The 24225-nt window shown below is 42.5% G+C and carries 19 protein-coding genes; 17 read left to right on the forward strand and 2 right to left on the reverse strand.

All coding sequences use genetic code 11. The features are described from left to right. Positions 1-13 precede the first annotated feature (13 nt). Genes KFE17_02300 through KFE17_02310 form a run of 3 tightly spaced genes read left to right on the forward strand, consistent with a single transcriptional unit; the run spans position 14 to position 2671 of the window. The gene (locus KFE17_02300; protein ID QUO32606.1) at positions 14-1159 is read left to right on the forward strand and encodes a 1-deoxy-D-xylulose-5-phosphate reductoisomerase; all 1146 of its coding nucleotides are present in this window, start codon (positions 14-16) and stop codon (positions 1157-1159) included. Further along, a complete protein-coding gene (gene rseP / locus KFE17_02305; GenBank protein ID QUO32607.1) occupies positions 1160-2194 on the forward strand; it encodes an RIP metalloprotease RseP in 1035 nt (344 codons plus the stop codon). A gap of 12 nt (positions 2195-2206) precedes the next feature. Continuing rightward, positions 2207-2671: a GNAT family N-acetyltransferase gene (locus KFE17_02310; GenBank protein ID QUO32608.1), complete on the forward strand. Its 465-nt coding sequence runs from the start codon at positions 2207-2209 to the stop codon at positions 2669-2671. A 75-nt stretch (positions 2672-2746) separates the two neighbouring features. Here KFE17_02310 and KFE17_02315 read toward each other — a convergent pair whose 3' ends face one another. Further along, a complete protein-coding gene (locus tag KFE17_02315) occupies positions 2747-3451 on the reverse strand; it encodes a Crp/Fnr family transcriptional regulator (protein QUO32609.1) in 705 nt (234 codons plus the stop codon). Between the two features lie 185 nt (positions 3452-3636). Here KFE17_02315 and KFE17_02320 point away from each other — a divergent pair, with 185 nt between their 5' ends. From KFE17_02320 to KFE17_02380, 13 genes are all read left to right on the forward strand, one after another. Next, positions 3637-4473 (forward strand): DUF3100 domain-containing protein, encoded by an 837-nt coding sequence (locus KFE17_02320; GenBank protein ID QUO32610.1) that lies wholly within the window; start codon positions 3637-3639, stop codon positions 4471-4473. Position 4474: 1 nt separating this feature from the next. Next, the gene (locus tag KFE17_02325; GenBank protein ID QUO32611.1) at positions 4475-4921 is read left to right on the forward strand and encodes a hypothetical protein; all 447 of its coding nucleotides are present in this window, start codon (positions 4475-4477) and stop codon (positions 4919-4921) included. A 25-nt stretch (positions 4922-4946) separates the two neighbouring features. Then, positions 4947-6278, forward strand: coding sequence for an amidohydrolase family protein (locus KFE17_02330; GenBank protein QUO32612.1), 1332 nt, complete (start codon positions 4947-4949; stop codon positions 6276-6278). After that, on the forward strand, positions 6279-7019 hold the full coding sequence (locus tag KFE17_02335; GenBank protein ID QUO32613.1) for a sulfite exporter TauE/SafE family protein: 741 nt from the start codon (positions 6279-6281) through the stop codon (positions 7017-7019). Between the two features lie 112 nt (positions 7020-7131). Further along, positions 7132-7797, forward strand: coding sequence for a response regulator transcription factor (locus KFE17_02340; GenBank protein QUO32614.1), 666 nt, complete (start codon positions 7132-7134; stop codon positions 7795-7797). Continuing rightward, entirely contained in the window at positions 7794-8834 is a 1041-nt protein-coding gene (locus tag KFE17_02345; protein ID QUO32615.1) for a sensor histidine kinase, read from the forward strand. The genes KFE17_02340 and KFE17_02345 overlap by 4 nt, the downstream gene beginning before the upstream one ends. An 89-nt stretch (positions 8835-8923) precedes the next feature. Further along, positions 8924-9691, forward strand: coding sequence for an ABC transporter ATP-binding protein (locus KFE17_02350; GenBank protein ID QUO32616.1), 768 nt, complete (start codon positions 8924-8926; stop codon positions 9689-9691). Next, complete coding sequence (locus KFE17_02355; protein ID QUO32617.1) at positions 9678-11705, forward strand: ABC transporter permease; 2028 nt, start codon at positions 9678-9680, stop codon at positions 11703-11705. The genes KFE17_02350 and KFE17_02355 overlap by 14 nt, the downstream gene beginning before the upstream one ends. Before the next feature lie 21 nt (positions 11706-11726). Then, on the forward strand, positions 11727-12740 hold the full coding sequence (locus tag KFE17_02360) for a LacI family DNA-binding transcriptional regulator (GenBank protein QUO32618.1): 1014 nt from the start codon (positions 11727-11729) through the stop codon (positions 12738-12740). A 118-nt stretch (positions 12741-12858) separates the two neighbouring features. Further along, positions 12859-14544 carry an alpha-glucosidase gene (locus KFE17_02365; protein QUO32619.1) on the forward strand — a complete coding sequence of 562 codons (1686 nt, stop codon included), beginning with the start codon at positions 12859-12861 and terminating at the stop codon, positions 14542-14544. A gap of 88 nt (positions 14545-14632) precedes the next feature. Continuing rightward, positions 14633-16174 (forward strand): 2,3-bisphosphoglycerate-independent phosphoglycerate mutase, encoded by a 1542-nt coding sequence (gene gpmI, locus KFE17_02370; protein QUO32620.1) that lies wholly within the window; start codon positions 14633-14635, stop codon positions 16172-16174. 301 nt (positions 16175-16475) lie between these two features. Continuing rightward, on the forward strand, positions 16476-17765 hold the full coding sequence (locus KFE17_02375; protein ID QUO32621.1) for an aminotransferase: 1290 nt from the start codon (positions 16476-16478) through the stop codon (positions 17763-17765). A 292-nt stretch (positions 17766-18057) separates the two neighbouring features. Continuing rightward, positions 18058-18696 (forward strand): C39 family peptidase, encoded by a 639-nt coding sequence (locus KFE17_02380; protein ID QUO33593.1) that lies wholly within the window; start codon positions 18058-18060, stop codon positions 18694-18696. A 127-nt stretch (positions 18697-18823) separates the two neighbouring features. On the opposite strand, the gene KFE17_02385 is transcribed toward KFE17_02380, so the two are convergent. Continuing rightward, a complete protein-coding gene (locus KFE17_02385) occupies positions 18824-23068 on the reverse strand; it encodes a 2-hydroxyacyl-CoA dehydratase (protein QUO32622.1) in 4245 nt (1414 codons plus the stop codon). Between the two features lie 293 nt (positions 23069-23361). Here KFE17_02385 and KFE17_02390 point away from each other — a divergent pair, with 293 nt between their 5' ends. Next, positions 23362-24213 (forward strand): hypothetical protein, encoded by an 852-nt coding sequence (locus KFE17_02390; GenBank protein ID QUO32623.1) that lies wholly within the window; start codon positions 23362-23364, stop codon positions 24211-24213. Positions 24214-24225: the final 12 nt, after the last annotated feature.

Here is a 24225-nt window from a genome sequence, read left to right on the forward strand (position 1 = left end):
GGGATGATATGAGATGAAGACAATAGCAATTCTTGGTTCAACCGGTTCCATCGGAACACAGACGCTGGAGGTTGTGCGGGAGAATCAGGATATCCGGGTGGCAGCGCTTGCTGCCGGAAATAATATTGCGCTGTTGGAGCAGCAGATCAGAGAATTTGCGCCAAAGACAGTAGCAGTCTGGACAGAAGAGAAAGCAAAAGAACTTCGGGAACGGGTGAAAGACCTTCCTGTGAAGATCGTATCCGGAATGGATGGTCTTTTGGAAATCTCTGTACTGGAAGAGACAGACATACTTGTAACAGCGATCGTGGGAATGATTGGAATCCGTCCTACCATTGCTGCAATCTGCGCGGGAAAAAATATTGCACTTGCCAATAAAGAAACACTTGTGACGGCAGGACATATCATTATGCCGCTTGCAAAGGAACATCATGTATCAATTCTTCCGGTAGACAGCGAACACAGCGCTATTTTTCAATCATTGCAGGGAAATGAAAAGAATTCTATTAAGAAAATCCTTCTGACTGCTTCCGGTGGACCGTTTCGTGGCAGAAAGCGGGAAGAACTTGCAAACATTCAAGTGGAAGATGCCTTAAAACATCCGAATTGGGAAATGGGACGCAAGATTACCATTGATTCTTCTACAATGATTAATAAAGGTCTGGAAGTGATCGAAGCAAAATGGCTCTTTGATGTAGACTTTGATCAAATCCAGGTTGTGGTGCAGCCGCAGAGCGTGATCCATTCTATGGTAGAATATGAAGATGGAGCAGTCATTGCACAGTTAGGTACACCGGATATGAAGCTTCCGATCCAGTATGCACTGTATTATCCAAAGCGCAGAAATTTGTCCGGAGATCGGCTTGATTTCTGGAAGCTGACAGAGCTTACATTTGAACAGCCGGATCTGGAAACATTCTATGGACTGCGCCTTGCCTATGAAGCAGGAAGGGCGGGAGGAACGATGCCGACAGTATTCAATGCTGCCAACGAGCGTGCGGTCAGTCTGTTTCTTAATCGAAAGATAAAATATCTGGAGATTCCGGAAATCATTCATTACTGCATGGATGCACATAAACGAAAAGAAGCGCCGACGGTGGAAGAAATCCTTTCGGCGGAAGCAGAGACTTATGAACAAATAGAAAGCAGGTGGAACTAGTTGGGAATTATACTGGCATTATTGCTGTTTGGCATTATCGTGATGTTTCACGAGCTGGGACATTTTCTGCTTGCCAAGAAAAACGGTATTAATGTTTCTGAATTTGCGATCGGAATGGGACCGACACTTGTCAGTACCGAGAAAAACGGTACCGTGTATTCCTTGAAACTTCTTCCGATCGGTGGATTTTGCGCGATGGGAGAAGACGAGGAAGATACAAACGAGGAAGGAAGCTTCAATAGTAAATCTGTCTGGGCAAGAATTTCAGTAATTGCTGCCGGACCGCTGTTTAATTTCCTTATGGCATTTGTACTCTCCGTGATTCTTGTTGCCTGGAATGGCTGTGATGTTCCGGTGGTAGCAGATGTCATTGACGGTCTTTCCGCACAGGAACAGGGAATTCAGGCAGGAGATAAGATTGTAAGACTGAATGATAAGCGAATTCATCTCTCACGGGAAATCACACTCTTTAACCAGATGAATAAAGATAAGACTGTTGAAGTAGAATTTGAGAGAGATGGTAAGAAGCATACGGTTATGGTTGAGCGAACATATGATGAAGAGTCCGGAGGATACCTCATGGGGATCATGCGTTCGAATCAGTATGAAAAAGCAAATGTGCTTACTTCTCTTCAATATGGTGTCTATGAAGTCAAGTATTGGATCGACTCGGTTATTGACAGTTTGAAAATGCTTGTAACCGGAGCAATCGGTCTGGATCAGCTGTCCGGTCCGGTCGGTGTTGTAGACTTTGTAGATGACTCTTATCAGGAAACGAAAGAATACGGGATATCGGCAGTTGTGATTACTTTTATGAATATTGCAATTTTGCTGAGCGCTAACCTGGGGGTAATGAATCTCCTTCCGATTCCTGCGATGGATGGCGGAAGGCTTGTATTTTTGATTCTTGAGGCAATCCGGGGAAAACGGATTCCGCCGGAGAAAGAAGGAATGGTACATTTCGCAGGATTTGTGGCATTGATGCTTCTAATGGTCTTTGTACTCTTTAACGACTTGAAACATGTGTTTCTGTAGAGGAGTGAAAAAATGCTGACGATTCGAAAGATGAAAATGATCGATTATCATGAAGTGGATCGGTTGATGCAGAAGCTGCACAAACTGCACGTCGAGGCGAGACCGGATTTGTTTGCCAATAAAGAACATCCATATTCGCTTGATGAATATTTTCAGATAGTGGCAAGCGAGGAAATCATCTCTTATATTGCACAATGGGATAATGAAATTGCCGGCCTTGCAATTACACAGATGCGTGACAAAAGTATGATGGTAGATCAGAAAATCGCCTATATGGATGACCTGATTGTCGATGAAAAGTTTCGCGGAAGAGGGATTGCAAAAGCACTTGTGAAAGCGAGTGAAGAAGAGGCAAAACGTCTTGGTGCAAAACGACTGGATCTGATGGTTTGGGCATTCAATGAGAATGCGGTGCAGTTCTATCGATCGCTTGGGCTGGAAGTCCAAAGATATATTCTTGAGAAAGAATTAGAGTAATTAAGTAAATAATCGCGGCAGCTGTTCGGCTGCCGCAGCAATCAAATCATAAGTTAGAGAAGAAATAGATTTCTTTTATTTGCCAAACATTTTAATCTCTTTGAGATACGTCTGAGCTGCTTCGATCTGTTTGACGGTCATTGTAATTTTTCCTTTTGTAATGCTTATGAGCTGTTCGGCTTTTAATTTTGCGATGGTCCGGTTGAGTGTCTTTACGGAAACACCGATTTCTTCGAATAATTCCTGCCGTGTAAAAGGAACGGTAATCTGTCCTTTTCGTTCAATCTGATGCTGATATGCATATTGGATAAGAAAATCCAGCAAAAGATATTGAGGAGGATAGAAAAGTTTGGCGCCACGGTTATAGGAAGAACGATAGAGCTTGAATGCAATTTTGGAAGCAACAAGCCGCAGAAAATGAATATCTGTTTTGATCCAGTTTTCAAAGTCTTGCCGGCTCATATAGAGAATAATATTTTCGGTTGTTGTTTCAATTGTAACGGAGGTTCTGGGCTGATTGGCGAGAATTGTTACTTCTCCAATAAAATCGATGGGTTCATTTCTCTCAATCATAAATACGTTTCCATTTTCAAACTCATTGATCACCCGATGCTCTCCTGATGCGACAATGCCAAAATAGTCGAGCGCCGCATCTTTCTGATGAATAATGAAACCGGGAGGGTGGACTTTGACAACACAGCGCTTTCGAATATCTTCGGGCATAGTGCAAATATACTCCTGCAGCGCCGGTACTTTTTCTAATACTTCTTCGATGGTCATATAATTCTCCTATATATAAGAAAAACTAATGAATAATAATAAGATTCACAAATATTATACAGAATTTTTTTGGAAAAATCTATATATTTATTAAAATAAGTGATAAAAGTGCTCATTTGTCCTTTTGTAAAACAGAGATTGTTCTGTACAATGCAGGAAGAACGATAACAACAAGGAGAAAAAAGATGGGTGAGAATAGTTATAATTCAGTGAGAGAACGTTTGAAAGCAGAATATAAGATTGTTCTGTTGGCATTTTTGTTTATTTTGATTGCAGATACGATAGGACAGATTAAGATTCCTTTTGGACCGGGAACGTTTATCCTGTTTCCGATTTTTTACGCAATTATTCTTGGCGTATTAAGCGGACCGCAAGTACTGAAACTTGTAAACCGAAAAGAGGTAAAGGCAGCTTCAAAATTAGTAATTGTGGCAATTTGTCCGTTCATCGCTAAGCTTGGGATCAATGCGGGAGCAAGTATTGAGACAGTGATTTCAGCAGGGCCGGCATTGTTTCTACAGGAAATCGGCAATCTGGGTACGCTTTTTCTGGCGATGCCGTTGGCGCTTTTGCTCGGTCTGAAACGGGAAGCGATTGGAGCAACACATTCGATTAATCGTGAAACGAATCTGGCTCTGATTACAGATATGTACGGTCCGGATTCTCCGGAAGCCCGGGGAAGTCTTTCTATTTATGTAGTAGGAGGAATGGTTGGTACGATTTATTTTGGATTTATGGCAGCAGTTGTAGCGGCATTTAACATTTTTCATCCGTATGCGTTGGGAATGGCGTCCGGTGTTGGTGCAGGAATTATGATGGCAAGCGCGACAGCCAGCCTGACAGAGATTTATCCGGAGATGGCGGAACAGATTTCTGCGCTTGCAAGTACCAGCGAGACGTTGTCCGGCATTGATGGGATTTATGTGGCAATGTTTATTGCAATTCCGCTTTGTAACTGGCTGTATAAACATTTAGAACCAAAGATTGCGAAGCTTCGCCATGAAAAACGGGAGGAAAAGTAGTATGAGATATGTAGAATGGTTTGTATTATTTGTTATTGCCGGACTTGGCATTGGTCTTGCCAACCTGGTAGGATTTGAAGTGGGATTTTTCGAATCTCTTCCGGGGATTGCGGTACTTTTGACCATTTCGATGTTGGCGGTTGTATGTACGAAGGTAATTCCGCTGAAACTTCCGGTAGTTGCATATTGTTCTTTGATTGGTCTTTTGTTGGCATGTCCGCTGTCGCCAATCAGAGAGTTTGTGATTGCGGCAGCCGGAAAGATTAATTTTACAGCGCCGCTTACGATGGTTGGGGCGTTTGCAGGAATTTCAATTGGAGATCAGATTAAGACATTTGCCAGACAGGGGTGGAAGATGATTATCATCGGTGTGTTTGTTATGACAGGAACCTTTTTGGGCTCGGCGCTGATTGCGCAGTTCGTTCTGTCTGCAACACATGCGATTTAGTTTGGCGAAGGAGAGGAACATAAATATGCGTATATTGGATACAACCATTTTAAATGAACAGTATGAGATCATACGCCATAAAGACATTTTAATCGCGGATGGACGGATTCAGAAAATTCTTGATACAAAATCCAGTACAGATTGCTTCAGAGTGAGGGAGAAGACAGAAGAAGTGATTGATGGAAGACATCTGCTTTTTCTTCCGGGGCTGATTGACAGTCATATGCACACCGGACAGCAGTTGTTAAGAGGAAGGGTGCTGGATGAGCTGCCAATGATCTGGACACGGATTATGCTGCCTTTTGAGAGCAGGCTGACAAAGGAGAAGATGCGTTTGAGCGCAGAACTGGCTTCACTTGAGATGATGAAATCCGGAACTTCGGGGTTTGTGGAGGCAGGAAGTTATTTTATGGAAGAAGCAGCGGCAGTGTATGCTGATTCCGGACTACGCGGCGTATTGTCCTGTTCCACAATGGATCAGCCCGGACTCCCGGAGACAATCGCGGATACAGCACAGTCTGCAGTGGAACGGACAGATCGATTGTATGAATTTGTTCAGGAGCAGATGAAAGAGAATCAGGAGAAAACTTTGAAAGTGTATTATTCCCTTCGATCGCTGATGTCATGTTCATCAGAATTGGTTTGTCTTGTAAAGGAACATGCTTCTGAGCGAAATGCCTGGATACAGGCGCATATGAATGAATATGCCGGAGAAGTTAATGCAATTGTAACCCGGGAACATCTGCGGCCGTATGAGTATCTTGCAAAGCTTGGCGTCTTAAGCGATCATTTTCTGGGAGCACACAGCCTCCTTGTATCAGAAAAAGAAATGGATTTACTTAAGGAATACGAGGTAAAAGTATGTCATTGTCCCTTTAGCAATTGCGGCAAAGCAGCGCCGAATACTCCGGGCTTATTTGCCCGCGGCATCTCTATAGGTCTTGGAACAGACGGAACGGCTCATGGTGGCATGAGTCTCTGGAATGAAATGAAAATTTTTCGTTCAGTTATGAATCTGCTCCACGGAGTACCGATGGCAGAACCGGCTATTATGCCGGCTAAAAAGATTTTGCAAATGGTATTGGAAGGCGGTGCGGCAGCATTGGGAGAGGAAAACAGCTGTGGATGTCTGAAAGAAGGGTACCGGGCAGATCTTATCGGAATCAATCTCGACCAGCCGCACATTTTCCCGAGTGGAAATCTGCTTAATACACTGGTTGAAAGTGTGAATGCAAATGATGTAACACATATGATTGTAAATGGAAAACTCGTCATGAAGAATCGGGAAGTCTTAACGCTGGACGAGGAGCGCATTTTATATGAGGCAAAAGAGTATCTGGAAAAGGAGGAATGGTAGATGCAGTATCTTATTATCGGAGCCGCAAACTTTGTTGTCGGAGGTCTGATTGGAATGACAGGGATCGCAGGATTTCTTCTTCCGATTTTGTATGCCGGCTATATGAACCTGGCAGTATCAGAATCACTGGCGCTTAGTTTCTTTGCATTTCTGATCTCAGGAATCATTGGAGCGTGGAATTATAAAAAAGCCGGGGCGCTTGATCTGTCATTTGCCATACCGCTTAGCGCAGGGAGCTTTTTAGGAGCGGTGCTTGGTGTTTATTTGAATTCCATGATTCCGGAACAGACTGTGAAGATGATCTTATACTTAGTTGTATTATTATCAGGTATTTCCATTTTTGTGCGAAGAGAGAAAGAAAGAGCTGCTGACAGTGAAAAAGAAATCGGAACGGCGGTCGTAGGAATTCTTGGATTTGTAACAGGAGCAATCTGTTCCATGTCCGGAGCGGGCGGACCGATCCTTGTGATGCCGCTTCTCGTAGCCGGAGGAATGGCAGTTCGGACGGCAGTCGGAGTGTCACTGTTTGACTCGATATTCATTGCAATTCCGGCAGGAATGGGATATTTTATGCAGTCTGACATGGCAAAACTTGTATTCCCTCTTGTGATTGCGGGAATTGCTCATGCAGCCGGAGTTTACTGTGGAAGCCTGCAGGCAAAACGAATTCCGCAGCAATTTTTAAAAAAGGCAATTGCCGTATTCTCTATTGGGATTGCTATATGGAAACTGGCAGGATAGAGGGCAGGATCGTCTGTCCTCTTTTTTTTCAATGGGAAATTTTCAGGAAATTCTGTTCCGGGATTGACAAGTATAGTATAATGGTTACAAAAATCTGAAGTGAGGAATCCATATGAAAAAGATACTGATTATTGAAGATGACGAAAGTCTTCAGAAGGAACTTTATACATTGCTTGTAAACAGTGGTTATGAGGCGGAAATTGTTACTGTGTTTGAAAAAGTAGTATCGCAGATAATTAATACGGATGCAGATCTTGTTCTTCTGGATATTAAGATTCCCGGAATGACAGGAGATTTTATCCTGCGGGAAGTGCGTAAGACATCACAGATTCCGGTTATTATGGTAACGAGCAAGAATTCAGATATGGATGAAGTATTATGCATGAGTTATGGGGCAGATGACTATATTACAAAGCCTTATCATCCGGCATTGCTTCTTCTGCATATCGAAGCAGTACTGAAGCGGGCAGGGGAAACGAGCGGACAGATGCAGGCATACCGCGGACTTCAGATCTGTCCGGCAAAAAGCTGCCTTGTGCAAGGGGAGGAAGAGATTCTGCTGTCTAAGAATGAATTCGGGATTTTCAGCTATCTTTTAGAGCATGTGGGAGAGATTGTAACTCGGGAGGAGATTATGAGTTATCTTTGGGATAACGAGAAATTTGTAGATGATAATACATTGACCGTTAATATTACGCGTCTTCGCAGAAAGCTGGAAGAGGCGGGGCTGCATGATGTAATTGAAACAAGAAGAGGACAGGGGTACATTTTATTATGACATGGAATCGATATTGCCGTGGGAAATTTGTTCCTGCATTGATTTTTATTACAGCAGATATTCTGGCTGCCTATTTGCTTTTTGGACTGCGTATCAACCGACAAGTCAGTATCTTACTTCTCGGAGTAATGATTGGGAGTCAGGTACTGGCAGTTTGTTTTGACTATTGGAAAAAGAAGCGGTTTTATGACAGTGTTTTTCAAAAACTTGCAAAGCTTGATCAGAAATATCTTCTGCCGGAGCTTCTGGAACATCCGGATTTTGGAGAAGGAGAGGTGCTGACAGAGGTTTTGTATGAGACTGACCGGGCAATGCATGAGTATTTGCGTCAGTACCGGGATGAGATGAAGGAATTACAAGACTACATGGAACTTTGGGTTCATGAAATCAAATTACCAATCGCAAGCCTTGTTCTCATGCTGCATAATGACAGCCTGTTGTCAGGAGAGAAAGTAAAGGCACAGGTAAAGAGAATTGAATGTGCGGTAGAGCAAATCCTGTATTATACACGGGGGCAGAATACGGAGAAAGATTATCTGATTAAGACGTATTCACTGGAACAGATTATTGGAAGAGTCCTGCAGTCAGAAAAGGAAGCGATTCTGGGACAGCAGATTCATCTAAAGCTGGAAGGGTTAAAATGTCGAGTACAGACGGACAGCAAGTGGATGGAGTTTATTGTGCGGCAAATTTTGCATAATAGTCTAAAGTACTTAAAAGGAGAAGAGGATGAGATCCGTATCACTGGGCGGGAAGAAAAGGACTGCACAATACTTTCTCTATGGGATAATGGAATTGGAATAGAGGAAAGTGAACTTTCTCGTGTGTTTGAGAAATCTTTTACCGGAGAAAATGGAAGACGCGTTCAGTCTTCTACAGGAATGGGATTGTACTTATGCAAAAAACTCTGTGGAAAGCTGGGACATGATATTTTGATCCATTCTGTGAAGAACAGTTATACGGAAGTTGAAATACGATTTTGGAAACATGAGTTCTACCAGGTGTTGGAAGATGACAGAAAGCTTACAAAACTGTAAGGTTCTGTTATAGAAATCGATGGATGGAATCCACCTGTTTCGCTATACTCACAAGTGTAAGAAAAGAACAGGAAAGGAGACGAATACACATGGCAGAAATGTTGCGAGTGGAAGAAGTAGAAAAGTATTATGGAAATAAGTCAAATTTAACGAAAGCGATTGATAAAATCTCATTAAGCGTAGATAAGGGGGAATTTGCGGCGATTATGGGACCAAGCGGGTCCGGAAAAACAACATTGCTAAATATGATTGCAACGATCGATAAGGTAACGGCAGGACATATTTATCTTAGCGGAACAGATATTACAAAGATTCGCGGAGAGGCGATGAACCGGTTTCGGAGGGAGATGCTGGGATTTATTTTTCAGGATTTTAATTTACTGGATACACTTACTGTTTATGAAAATATCGCGCTGGCGCTGCAGATCCAGAAGGTAAAACCGGAAGAAATTGACCGAAGAGTAGTGGAAGCTGCACACCTTATGAATCTGGAACAGATTTTGAACAAATATCCGTATCAGATTTCCGGTGGAGAGAAGCAGAGGACTGCATCTGCCCGTGCAGTGATCACGCGTCCGAAATTGATTTTGGCCGATGAACCGACCGGAGCTCTTGATTCTAAAAATGCGAAAAATTTGATGGAGCATCTGTTAGAGCTGAACAAAAAGCGCGAGGCGACAATTCTCATGGTAACACATGACGCGTTTACTGCAAGTTATGCCGATCGGGTGATCTTTATTAAGGATGGACGGCTGTACAGTGAAATCCGCAAAGGAGAGAAAGGGCGAAAAGCCTTTTTTGATAAGATCATCGATATGATGAGTTTATTGGGAGGCGATTTTAATGATGTTATTTAGCCTTTCCATAAAAAATATGAAAAAGAGCATAAAAGATTACGGAATTTATTTTTTCACACTTGTAATTGGCGTTGCAATCTTTTATGTGTTTAATTCGCTGGAGACGCAGACCGTAATGGAACAGCTGAGCGAATCTACCAAATCTATTATTATATTAATGACACGGACACTGGAAATTGTAAGTGTATTTGTGGCAGCAGTGCTTGGATTCCTTATGGTATATGCAAATCGATTTTTGATCCGCAGACGAAAGAAAGAATTTGGTGTATATCTGCTCCTCGGTATGGGGAAGGGCGCAGTGTCCAGAATCTTATTTTTTGAAACGGTATTTATTGGAGTCATATCATTGGCAGTCGGTCTTTGCATTGGGGTGTTCGGGGCTCAGCTTGCGTCCATTGCAGTGGCAAATATGTTCCAGGTGGATATGAGTCGTTTTACCTTTACATTTTCTCCGGATGCTTTTGGGAAAACAATTTTATACTTTAGCATCATGTATGTGATTGTTATGATATTCAATACCGTATCTGTAAGAAGGAGCAGACCGATTGAACTGCTGCAGTCGGGCAGGAAAAATGAAGAGCTGAAAATGAAAAATACAACCATCTGTACGATTGTATTTCTGATAGCGGTACTTGTTCTCGGACACGCATACTGGCAAGTAACCGGAGGCATAGAAGAGATGCAGTATGCAGATGCGCTCATAACTCCGATCTTGGAAGGAATTGTGGCTACATTTCTTATCTTCTGGTCTCTTTCCGGACTGCTGCTGAAATTTGTTATGAATACAAAACGAATTTATTTTCGGGCGCTTCATTCTTTTACACTGCGTCAGCTTCACAGTAAGATACATACAATGGTATTTTCGATGACGGTAACCTGTCTTATGCTGTTTTTAACGATCTGCGTACTGTCAGCAGGATTAGCGCTGAATGAGACGGCAAAACGGGAAGTGGAAGAGAATGTCCCGAAGGATGTTCAGATTACAACACCGGGAGAGGATGTAGAAACAAAAATCCAGGAAGCAGGAGCAGATCTGGCGCTCCTGAAAGCGCCGACAACAGTCCGGATTTACGAAAGCGGACTGACGATGGGAGATACGCTCAGCGCTTCAGTAAAAAAGGAATTTCCGATGCTGGCATATGGAACAAAAGAGGAATTTGTTCCACTTAGTGAATACAATCGACTGGCTGAACAGACAGGACAGAAGACTTATGAACTGGAAGAGAATCAGTATGTGCTTCTGGCAAGTTTTGAACAGATGGCAGAAGTGCGAAACCGCTCTCTTCAGGAAGGAGTTCCGGTTACAATCGACGGGAAAGCGTACGAACCAAAGTATGACACTTGTCAGAATGGATATGTATACATGACCGGAAGCCGGATCAATACAGGAATTTACATTGTTCCCGATGATGCGGTAAAACAGATGACCTGTGTGTTTAGCACATTAACGGCAGATTATAATGTGCCGCAGAAAGAAAAGAAGGAGACAGAAAAAGCGTTTTTAGATAAGCTGTATGCAGTAAATGAAGTTGTTGAGAAAAACGCATTGAGTCAGCTGGAAACGACAACGGATGCTGCCTATATTTTTGAAATCAGTACGAAAATTATCCATATGGAGAGCAGTGCAGGTCTTGGGACAATTGTGACATTTATCGGTATTTATCTGGGAATTATCTTTCTGATTTCCAGTGCAGCAGTGTTGGCGCTCAAAGAATTATCCGACCACCTGGATAACAAAGTACGGTATGAGATGCTTCGAAAGATTGGAGTGGATGAGAAGATGATTCATCATTCCATGCTGCAGCAGACAGCGATATTTTTCGGTCTTCCCCTGCTTCTGGCAATGATTCATTCGGTATTTGGAATTCAGTTTGCACAATTTCTGCTTGGAACGGTAGGATATGTGAATATGGGTTCTTCCCTGTTTCTGACAGCAGGAGTGATTGTATTGATTTACGGAGGATATTTCCTGATTACTTATATGACAGAGAAACGAATGATGCGGGAAGATTAAACAAGGAGTGGAGAAAACAATATGACAACAATTAAGGATATTGCAAAAGCGGCCGGAGTCAGTGTCACAACAGTTTCCAATGTGATTCACGGCAATACAGGGAGAGTTTCTCCGGCAACTATTGAAAAGATTCAACAGATTATGAAGGAAATGCATTACATTCCGAATATGGGAGCCAGAATGCTTGTGCGAAATCAATCGAAAATTATAGGGGTGATTATCCACGGTTACCGGGAAGCGAAAGACGGAATATTTCACAGTCCGTTCACAGCCGAGATAATAGGGGCAATGGAAAGGGAAATCCGTTTGAGTGGTTATTACATGATGCTGTATGCTTCGGATTCTCCGGAAGAGATCAAAAATCTTGTGGCAAACTGGAATGTGGACGGTATTATTACTGTCGGACTGGGAATGGATTTTTGTGATTTGTTGAAAGAATGGCTGCAGATTCCGGTTGTGTTTACAGATTGTTTTTTCCATGAAAAACAGTATGTCAATGTTGGAACCGAGGATGAAGAAGGAGGATATCTGGCAGCAAATTATCTTCTGGAGCATGGCCACCGCCGCATTGGATTTGCAACAGAACATCGGATTACAGAAAGGGAAGCTGATCGATGTGCGGATGGACTTCGTCTGCATGGGTTTCGCAGGGCGTGTATGGAGAAAGGGCTTATGTGGAGTGAGCAGATGGTCGTATTTGGAGAAGATTTGGAGCGGTTGAGAAATTTTACCGGAATTGTTGTCAGTTCGGACTATTATGCCCTTGCACTGATGGACATGCTTCGGCATAGAGGCGTTAAGATTCCGGAAGAACTGTCAATCATTGGGTTTGATGATATTTTAATGTCTCATTTTTCTTCGCCGCGTCTTACAACAATTCATCAGGGAGTTCCGGAAAAAGGAATTCTGGCGGTACAGCAGCTGCTGCGGCAGATTCGCGGTGAAATAGTCGAAGAAAAAGATATCAGACTGCCTGTGCGGATTGTAGAGAGGGAATCTGTGAAAACACTTATTGACAGTTCAAAACGAGTGTGATAAAACAATAGCAGAAAGAAAATATGCGGGCTTTTTTGAAGGAGCCTGTATATTTTTACAAAACAAGTTTAACGTAAAACCTATAACTGATGAAATCAGAATGAAGGAGAAGAAAACGATGGAAAAGACATGGTGGAAAGAAGCGGTAGTATATCAGATTTATCCGCGCAGTTTCTGTGACAGCAATGGAGACGGGATTGGTGACTTGAATGGTATTACATCTAAAATGGATTATTTAAAGGAATTGGGAATTGATGTAATCTGGCTTTCTCCGGTGTACGAATCTCCAAATGATGACAATGGGTACGATATTAGCAATTACCGGGGAATCATGAAAGAATTCGGGACAATGGAAGACTTTGACCGGATGCTGGCAGCGGCGCATGAGCGTGGAATCCGGATTGTGATGGATCTTGTTGTAAATCATACTTCTGATGAACATCCGTGGTTTGTAGAAAGCCGTAAGTCGAAAGAGAATCCATACCGCGATTATTATTTTTGGAGAGAAGGTAAGGACGGAAAAGAGCCGAACAACTGGGGGTCCTGTTTCAGCGGATCCGCCTGGGAGTATGATAAAACAACAGATATGTATTATCTGCATTTATTCTCCAAAAAGCAGCCGGATCTGAACTGGGACAATCCGAAGGTGCGGGATGCAGTATTTGATATGATGGACTGGTGGTGTCAGAAGGGAATTGACGGTTTCCGAATGGACGTGATCAGCATGATTTCGAAAGTGCCGGGACTTCCGGACGGACCGAAAGCTCCGGGAGCTCTTTACGGCAGTTACGGACCTTACAGTGTCCACGGACCGCATGTACATGAATATTTGCAGGAGATGAATCGGCGGGTGCTGTCCAAATATGATCTTTTGACTGTCGGAGAATGTGCGGGAGCAACGGTAGAACAGGCAGCAAAATATGCATCCCTGAACGGAAAAGAGCTAAATATGGTCTTTCAGTTTGAACATACAGGGCTATCTTCCAATGGACCGCTTGGAAAATGGACAGACAAAAAGATCGATCTGCGGGAACTAAAAGAGGTAATGTCCAGATGGGAGACCGGTCTGGAAGGAAAGGCATGGAACAGTCTGTATTGGTGCAATCACGATCAGCCGCGAATGGTATCAAGGCTTGGCAATGATTCGCCGCAGTTTCGGGAGTATTCTGCCAAAACACTGGCAGTCTGTCTCCATATGATGCAGGGAACTCCTTATGTATATCAGGGAGAAGAACTTGGCATGACAAATGTTCCGTTTGAAAAACTGGAAGATTACAGAGATATTGAAAGTCTGAATGCATATGAGGAAGAAGTAGGGCGCGGAAGTGTTACACCGGATGAAATGCTGCATTACCTTCGCTGCAGAAGCCGTGATAACGCAAGAACACCGGTACAGTGGGACGACAGTGAGCATGCAGGATTTACAACAGGAACACCGTGGATCATGGTCAATCCGAATTATAAAGAAATCAACGCGAAAGAACAGCTGTCCAGAAAAGATTCTGTATTTTATTTTTATAAGAAACTGATCCGGCTGCGAAAAGAGTACGATATCATTCCATATGGTACATACCAATTATTGCTGCCGGAAGATCCGGAGCTCTTTGTGTATGAAAGAAAACTGGGAGAAGAAAGGCTTCTTGTTATATGTAATTTTTCAGAAAAAGAGCTGTCTTACGAAGTGCCGGAAGAATTTTCCGCAGAGAATGCCAAACTTCTGATTGCAAATTATGAAGATGCCAAGATAGCAGCACATTTGACACTTCGCCCATATGAATCCCTTGTTTTATATCAAAATTGTTAAGAATATAACTTGCAAGCCATTTTAAAATCATGTAAAATGAACTCTGGAAAGAGCATATATTCAAAATACCAGAGAAGGAGAGAATATGATGAGTAAAAAACCTACAGTATTGATGATTTTAGATGGTTACGGATTAAATACAGAAACAAAGGGAAATGCAGTGGCAGAAGCTGCAACTCCGGTTATGGATAAATTAATGGCAGACTATCCGTTTGTTGAAGGAAATGCCAGTGGAATGGCAGTGGGACTTCCGGAAGGTCAGATGGGGAATTCAGAAGTTGGTCATTTGAATATGGGAGCAGGACGGATTGTATATCAGGATCTGACAAAGATTACAAAAGCAATCCAGGACGGAGACTTCTTTGAAAATGAAGCATTGCTTGCTGCCTGCGAAAATGCAAAGGCAAATGACAGTGCGCTTCACCTGTTCGGACTTGTATCTGACGGAGGCGTTCATAGTCATAACACACATATTTATGGTCTGCTGGAACTGGCAAAAAGACAGGGACTTTCAAAGGTATATGTACATTGCTTCTTAGACGGAAGAGATACACCGCCGGCATCCGGTAAAGAGTATGTGACAGAGTTGGAAGCGAAGATGAAAGAAATCGGAGTAGGAGAAGTAGCGACTGTCATGGGACGTTATTACGCAATGGATCGTGATAACAGATGGGATCGAGTAGAATTAGCATACAAAGCCATGGTGAAAGGTGAAGGTGTTCCGGCAGAAGCGGCAGCAGATGCCATTCAGGCTTCTTACGATAATGGCAAGACAGATGAATTTGTACTTCCAACTGTGATTATGAAAGACGGAGCTCCTACAGCAATGATTCAGGAGAAGGATTCTGTGATCTTCTTTAACTTCCGCCCGGACCGTGCAAGAGAAATTACAAGAACATTCTGTGATGACAGCTTTACAGGATTTGACAGAGGCGAACGCGTAAAAACAACTTATGTCTGCTTTACAGAGTATGATGTAACAATTGAAAACAAACAGGTTGCATTTGTTAAAACAGAAATTACAAATACATTTGGGGAATTTCTTGCAGCAAATGGATTAAAACAGGCACGTATTGCTGAAACAGAGAAATATGCGCATGTAACGTTCTTCTTTAATGGCGGCGTAGAAGAGCCGAATGAAGGAGAAGACCGTATTCTTGTTAAATCTCCGAAGGTGGCAACGTATGATCTTCAGCCGGAGATGAGTGCGCCGGAAGTATGCGATAAACTGGTTGCTGCAATTCAGTCAGGAACATACGATGTCATTATTGTGAACTTTGCAAATCCGGATATGGTAGGACATACCGGAGTGGAAAATGCAGCAATCAAAGCAATCGAGGCGGTTGACACATGTGTCGGAAAGACAGTGGAAGCGTTAAAAGAAGTGGGAGGACAGATGTTCCTTTGTGCAGACCACGGAAATGCAGAGCAGCTCATTGACGAAGAAACAGGCGCTCCGTTTACAGCACATACAACGAATCCGGTTCCATTTATCTTAATCAATGCAGATGAGAAGTATGGACTTCGCGAAGGTGGATGTCTTGCAGATATTGCACCGACATTAATTGAACTGATGGGAATGGAACAGCCAAAAGAGATGACAGGAAAATCCCTTTTGATTGAAAAATAATATCTTAGTGAAATAGCAGAAGATGAAATAACGGCAACGAGAAACCTTGCAAGGAGAAGCGTACAAGAGTATGCAGCTTCATGCAAGGTTTTATTATGCAATTTGGTAATGAAAAAATCTTGTGGATTAGGATGTTGGAAAACAAAATGAATAAATAATATAAATATATTTCAAAAAATATGTTAAAAACCATAAAAATACAAATGAAACAAGAAATAATTGCAAGAAATGATTGACGAAACGTCAAAATTTTAGTATGATGCAAGGAGTGAAAAAGAAAATCAGGTAGGAGGGATACGCAATGGCAGCGTACAGAGAACTTGGCAGAGAGGAACTGCTGGAATTAAAAGAAGAATTAGAGGCACAATTTGCAGAGGTAAAGGCAAAAGGACTCAAGCTGGATATGTCAAGAGGGAAGCCGTCAAAGGCGCAGTTAGATCTCTCCATGGGAATGATGGATGTATTGACAAGTGATTCAGATCTGATCTGTGAAGAGGGAGTGGATTGCCGTAATTACGGTGTTCTCGATGGAATTAAAGAGGCAAAGCAGCTCCTTGCGGATATGATTGAAGTGCCAAAGGACAATATTGTTATTTTTGGAAATTCCAGTCTGAATGTGATGTACGACACCATTGCACGTTCTTTCACACACGGCGTTATGGGGAGTACTCCGTGGTGCAAGCTTGATAAAGTGAAGTTTTTATGCCCGGTTCCGGGATATGACAGACACTTTGCAATTACAGAATATTTTGGGATTGAGATGATCAATGTTCCAATGACAGAATCCGGGCCGGATATGGATCTTATAGAGAAATTAGTAAGCAGCGATCCGGCTATTAAAGGAATCTGGTGTGTGCCGAAATACTCTAACCCGCAGGGAATTACATACTCGGATGAGACGGTGCATCGCTTTGCGTGTCTGGAACCGGCAGCAGAGGATTTCCGTATTTACTGGGATAACGCTTATGGAATTCATCATTTATATGAAGATAAGCAGGATTATCTTATTGAGATTCTGATGGAATGTAAGAAGGAAGGACATCCGGACATGGTTTATAAATTTGCTTCTACTTCCAAGATTAGTTTTCCGGGTTCCGGGATTGCGGCGATTGCAGCTTCCGATGCAAACTTGATCGATATCCGTAAACAGATGAAAATTCAGACAATTGGACACGATAAAGTAAACCAGCTCCGCCATGCAAGATTTTTTGGAGATATTCACGGTATGGTACAGCATATGAAAAAACATGCCGATATTATCCGGCCAAAATTTGAGATTGTTCTCGGGAAACTGAAAGAAGAGTTGGGAGAACTGGAAATCGGTTCCTGGATGGAACCACGCGGAGGTTATTTCATTTCTTTTGATGCACTGGACGGATGTGCGAAGAAGATTGTGGAAAAAGCAAAAGAAGCCGGTGTAATTATGACAGAGGCCGGCGCTACGTTTCCGTATGGCAAAGATCCGCATGACAGTAACATCCGGATTGCTCCGACATTTCCTACAGAAGAAGAGCTTGCAATGGCAACGGATATTTTTATTTTAAGTGTCAAGCTGGTAAGTATTGAGAAACTTTTATCAGAAATGGAATAGAAAGCAATATAGAGGCGCAGTTCCTTTTGGAAGCTGCGTCTTTTTGTGTGCCGTAAAAACTAAGAAGTTCTTAAGAATTTAGAGAGAGAAAAGAGAAAACCATCTGCTTTATTTTAGATAAACTAATACACAGATGGAGGTATACACTATGACAAAACAGAGGTTAAAAGCTAGAAAACGAAATCGAAGAAAGATAAAGCAAAGGATGCGTTTGATCATTACAATAATAATTTTATGTCTTGGAGTTATTGCACTCCGGGCGCTAAGCAGTGGATTCATAATCTTGCAGGCAATGGGAGCAAATTTACCTGTGATTACGCAAAAAGAAGATTATCCGGAAGAGTTATTGGAGATGTTATCACGAAATCCGGAAATGAGAGAATTTGTATTAGATTATCCGGATAAAAAGGGAAAGGTATATGCCGATACGATCGGAGAAGTAACCAAAGGGGAGTTTCCGCTTTTACTGCAGTGGGATCACCGTTGGGGATATGGCGCATATGGAAATAGCTTGATTGCTGTGAGCGGATGCGGCCCAACAGCGCTGGCATCTGTCATTGCAGGTCTTACGGGAGAAAATACAGTTACGCCATATACGATTGCTAAATTTGCAGAAGAACAGGGGTATTGTGTTGAGGGTGTAGGAACAAGCTGGGAGTTGTTTACGAGTGGAGTTCGTTCTTTCGGGATTACCGGTACAGAAATGAGTCTTTCAAAAGATACGGTGTTTGAGGCACTGCAAAACGGGCAGCCGATTATTTGCAGTATGCGGCCGGGCGATTTTACGACAACGGGGCATTTTATTACACTAGTTGGAATCGAGGATGGAAAAATTAAAGTGAACGATTCTAATAGTAAAAAGAATAGCAAAACATTGTGGGAGTATGAAATATTAGAGCCGCAGATTAAAAATTTGTGGGTGTTTCAGTAGAAAGCTTCTGGATAGAAGCAATAAAAACAGAACGTCCAAAGTTATTTTACTCGGACGTTCTGTATAAAAGGATGTTTGGAAAGGCTCTTTCTGTGGGAAAGAGTTTTTTTGTTCTAATATTAAGGAATTACTCCAGATTTTTATATGCGGTTGAAAGCATTAATTTAATGCGGTTCAGCTGATTTACTTCGCTGGCACCCGGATCATAATCGATTGCAACGATATTAGAGTCGGGATGAAGCCGGCGCAGCTCTTTGATAACTCCTTTTCCTACGATATGGTTCGGCAGGCAGGCAAATGGCTGTGTACAGACAATATTCTTTGTACCGCTGTGAATGAGTTCCAGCATTTCTCCTGTTAGGAACCAGCCTTCTCCGGTCTGATTTCCAAGCGATACCACTTCTTTTGCCATATCAGCGGTGTCTTTGATATGAGACGGCGGGAGAAAGTGTTTACTTTCTTTGAGTGCATCACAGGCAGATTTTCGCATGGATTCCAGTACACGAATTCCAAGATTGGCTTTCCAGGCAGAAGATTTCTTCATACCGAGATGTTCGGACTTAAAGTTCATATTATAGAAACTGTACAGGAAGAAATCTGTCAGATCCGGAACAACTGCCTCAGCGCCTTCTTGTTCCAGAAGTTCCACAAGATAGTTGTTTGCAACCGGAGAGAATTTGACAAGAATTTCTCCGACAATTCCTACTTTTGGTTTTTGGATATCCAGCATTGGAAGCTGATCGAATTCTTTTACAATCCGGCGGCAGAGCTGATCGAATTTTCTCTTAGAGAGATGATTGCTCTGGAGAAAATCAATACATTCCTGCTTTAGTTTTTCGTGGAGTGCATTGGCTGATCCCGGAATCTTTTCGTAAGGGCGGGTACGATAGAGTACGCGCATGAAAATGTCGCCGAGAAGCAGAGAATATACGCCTCTTAGCAAAAGTGGGAGCGTAATCTGAAAACCAGGGTTATTCTCCAGACCGCTCAAATTCAATGAGATAACCGGAATATGCCCGTAGCCGGCTTTGCCAAGTGCACGGCGGATAAAGCCAATGTAGTTGGAGGCACGACAACCGCCTCCGGTCTGCGTGATGATAACCGCAAGTTTATCTGTGTCATATTCGCCGGACAAAATCGCATCCATAATCTGACCGACAACAATCAGGGATGGATAGCAGGCATCGTTGTTTACATATTTTAAGCCCGTGTTAATGGCTGCTTTATTGCTGTTCGGAAGCACTTTGATGTTGTAACCGCATTTGCGGAAAGCCGGCTCTACAAGGTCAAAATGAATTGGCGACATCTGTGGACAGAGAATCGTATAATCTTTTTTCATTTCTTTTGTAAACGGAACTTTTGTAATGGCAGTTGAATGCAGCTCTCGTGCCTCCTGTTTCTGCTCCCGCACACGAATTGCAGCGAGCAGGGAACGGATACGAATTCTTGCAGCGCCCAGATTATTTACTTCATCGATTTTCAAAGAAGTATAGATCTTGCCCGATCCGGTTAAAATATCGGATACCTGATCGGTTGTAACGGCATCCAGACCGCAGCCAAAAGAGTTGAGCTGAATGAGATCCAGATCATTTCTTGTCTTGACATAGTTAGCGGCGGCATAAAGTCTTGAGTGGTACATCCACTGATCCATTACGAGCAGCGGTCGTTCTACCGGAGCTAAGTGAGAAATGGAATCCTCTGTCAAAACAGCAATATCATATGAATTAATCAGCTCGGGAATTCCGTGATTTACTTCCGGATCCACGTGATATGGACGTCCTGCAAGAACAATACCGTGTTTGTGGTGTTCTTTCATGTACGCCAGCGTCTCTTCACCTTTTTTGCGGATATCATTTCTTGCATTGGAAAGTTCAGTCCAGGCTTTTGAAGCAGCTTTTCGAATTTCTTCTGCAGGAATTGAAAGAGTGTTTCCAAGTTCTTTCACAAGACAGTTTGTAAATGTTGCCTCATCTTTTAAAGAGAGGAATGGATTGAGAAAACGAACTTCTCCATTTACAATGGTGTCAATATTATTTCGAATGTTTTCCGCATAGGAAGTGACGATCGGGCAGTTATAGTGATTGTTTGCATCTTCAAATTCCTGGCGTTCATAAGGAATACAAGGGTAGAAGATAAAAGGCACATTCTGCCGGATCAGCCATTCTACATGACCGTGAGCCAATTTGGCCGGATAACATTCAGACTCACTTGGAATCGACTCAATTCCCATTTCATAAATCTTATGACTGGAAGCCGGAGAAAGCAGTACCCGGTAGCCAAGTTCGGTAAAAAACGTGAACCAGAGCGGGTAGTTCTCATACATATTCAAAACGCGTGGAATTCCGACAATGCCGCGCTTTGCCTCGGAAAGAGCGAGCGGTTCATAATCAAAGTAGCGGTGGAATTTGTAGTCGAACAGGTTCGGAAGTTTATTCTGTGATTTTTCCTTACCGAGTCCACGCTCACAGCGGTTTCCGGAAATGTAGCTCCGACCGCCGCTGAATTTATTAATTGTCAGGCGGCAGTTGTTTGTACATCCCTTGCATTTTGTCATGGTTGTTGTATAAGTAAGTGCTTCGATTTCTTTGATCGGAAGCATGGTTGTGCCGGTGCATCCCTTCATCTGATAGCGTTCTCTTGCGATAAGCGCAGCGCCGAAAGCGCCCATAATACCGGCAATATCCGGACGTACAGCGTGACAGTCGGCAATACTTTCAAAGCTTCGCAGGACAGCATCGTTATAAAAGGTTCCACCCTGTACTACAATGTGAGAACCAAGTTCAGAAGCGTCGGATACTTTGATTACTTTAAACAGAGCATTTTTAATGACAGAGTAGGCGAGACCGGCAGAAATATCTGCAACAGAAGCTCCTTCCTTCTGTGCCTGTTTTACTTTAGAATTCATAAACACAGTGCAGCGCGTTCCAAGATCGATGGGATTGCGGGCAAATAAAGCTTCATGAGCAAAATCTTCTACAGAATAATTAAGAGATTTTGCAAAAGTTTCAATGAAAGAACCGCATCCGGAGGAGCAGGCTTCATTTAATTGGACACTGTCTACCGTTTGGTTTTTGATTTTAATGCACTTCATATCCTGACCGCCGATGTCAAGGATACAGTCTACATCCGGTTCAAAGAAAGATGCAGCATAGTAGTGGGAAATTGTTTCTACTTCACCTTCATCAAGCAAAAGAGCGGACTTGATCAATACTTCTCCATAGCCGGTGGAACAGGAGTGAGCAATGCGTACTCCGTCCGGAAGATGCCGGTAAATATCTTTTATGGCAGAAATTGTCGTGCCAAGCGGATCGCCGTTATTGCTCTGATAAAAAGAATACAGCAGTGTTCCGTCTTCCGCTACAAGTGCTGCTTTTGTTGTTGTAGAACCGGCATCAATTCCAAGAAAACAGTTCCCGCGATAGGTACTTAGATCCATCATTGGCACCTGGTGCTTGTCATGTCGTTCTTTAAATTCGTGATAATCTTGTTCAGAAGCAAAAAGAGGCTGAAGGCGCTCTACTTCAAATTCCATTTCAATTCGGTTTGCAAGCTTATCCCTAAGTTCCAACAGAGATGTAACGACATCTTTTTTGGAATTCAGGGCAGATCCGATGGCAGCAAAGAGATGAGAATAAGTTGGAATAATTGTATGTTCCTCATCAAGGTTCAGTGTACGGACAAAGGCTTCCCGAAGTTCCGAAAGAAAATGCAGCGGTCCGCCGAGGAATGCAACATGGCCGCGGATAGGCTTGCCGCAGGCGAGTCCGCTGATTGTCTGGTTGACAACTGCCTGGAAAATAGAGGCGGATAAGTCTTCCTTTGTGGCGCCTTCATTAATCAAAGGCTGGATGTCTGATTTTGCGAACACACCGCAGCGTGCCGCAATGGTATAAAGGGCTTTATAATGTTTAGCATATTCATTTAACCCGGTAGCGTCTGTCTGAAGAAGAGAAGCCATCTGATCGATAAATGAACCGGTACCGCCGGCACAGATCCCGTTCATACGCTGTTCGACATTTTTTCCTTCAAAATAAATAATCTTGGCGTCTTCACCGCCAAGTTCAATGGCAACGTCTGTCTGAGGTGCATAATCCTGCAGTGCAGATGATACAGCGATTACTTCCTGAACAAAAGGAACCCCGAGATGCTTTGCCAGGGTTAAGCCTCCTGAACCGGTGATCATCGGGGATACTTTGACAGAACCGACAGTATAGATTGCCCGTCCCAGAAGATCTGAGAGGGTTTCCTGAATGTTGGCATAATGCCGTTCATAGTCAGAAAAAAGTATTTCGTTATGGTCGTTTAATACAGCAATTTTAACAGTGGTGGAGCCGATGTCAATCCCTAGTGTATACAAATCTTTTTGACTCATGCTGTCACTCCTTTATCTTAAAAATATAGTGTTATTACTTATTTAATATGCTTTCTGCGTACCAATGTACATTATACGACAGAAAGGGAAAAAACACAATTTCCAAATAGCTAAAAAGATTGTTAAATATTATGAACAAATTGTGAAATATGACATTTTTTGACGAAGGTTGGAAATGAGAATTTAATAATTTCTAAAAAAGAAATAAACAGCAGGCTTCAAATTGACAAACGTCAAAGGAAAAGTTACAATGTGTACATTATCATATAAAAAATGAAAAGGGGAAGAATGATATGAACTGGTTGAATAAACTGGAAAGAAAGTTTGGAAAGTATGCCATTCCGAATTTAACATTTTATCTGATTGCATGTTATGTACTTGGTTTTGCTATTTCCGTGTTTATGCCGAATATGTTTTCGTATCTGACGCTGGAGCCGGCGCTGATTCTGAGAGGACAGGTTTGGAGGATTGTAAGCTGGGTGCTGATTCCGCCATCAAGTTTTGATCTTTTTACGATCATTATGCTGCTGTTTTACTATTCACTTGGAAAAACATTGGAGCAGACATGGGGAACTTTCCGGTATAATGTATATATTCTCTCGGGAATTATCTTTACGGTAATTGGTGCATTTGTGCTGTATGGAATTTTTTCAATACTTGTTCCGGGATTTGCAGGAGTCGGAGGCATTATGGGAGCTTTCTTCTCAACGTATTACATTAATATGTCTATTTTCCTTGCGTTTGCAGCAAGTTATCCGGAGATGCAGGTACTGCTTTATTTTGTGATTCCGATTAAGATGAAATGGATGGGAATTTTGTATTTCGTACTGATCGGATATGATTTCTTAAGAGGAGGCTGGCCAACGAAGGGTGTTATTTTAGCGTCGCTTCTGAACTTTATTGTATTTTTCTTATCAACAAGAAATCTTTCTCCATACAATCCGAAAGAAATACAGAGAAAACGCAAATTTCAGCAGGAAATGAAGCGATCAGCGCCGTCAGGAGACGGGCCGCGGCATCGCTGTGCAGTATGCGGCAGGACAGAGCTGGATGATCCGAATCTGGAATTCCGCTATTGCTCAAAGTGTAATGGCAATTATGAATATTGCCAGGATCATTTATTCACACATGAACATAAAAAATAACTAGGAGTGCTA

It is taken from the genome of Faecalicatena sp. Marseille-Q4148, assembly GCA_018228665.1.
Taxonomy (GTDB): domain Bacteria; phylum Bacillota; class Clostridia; order Lachnospirales; family Lachnospiraceae; genus UBA9414.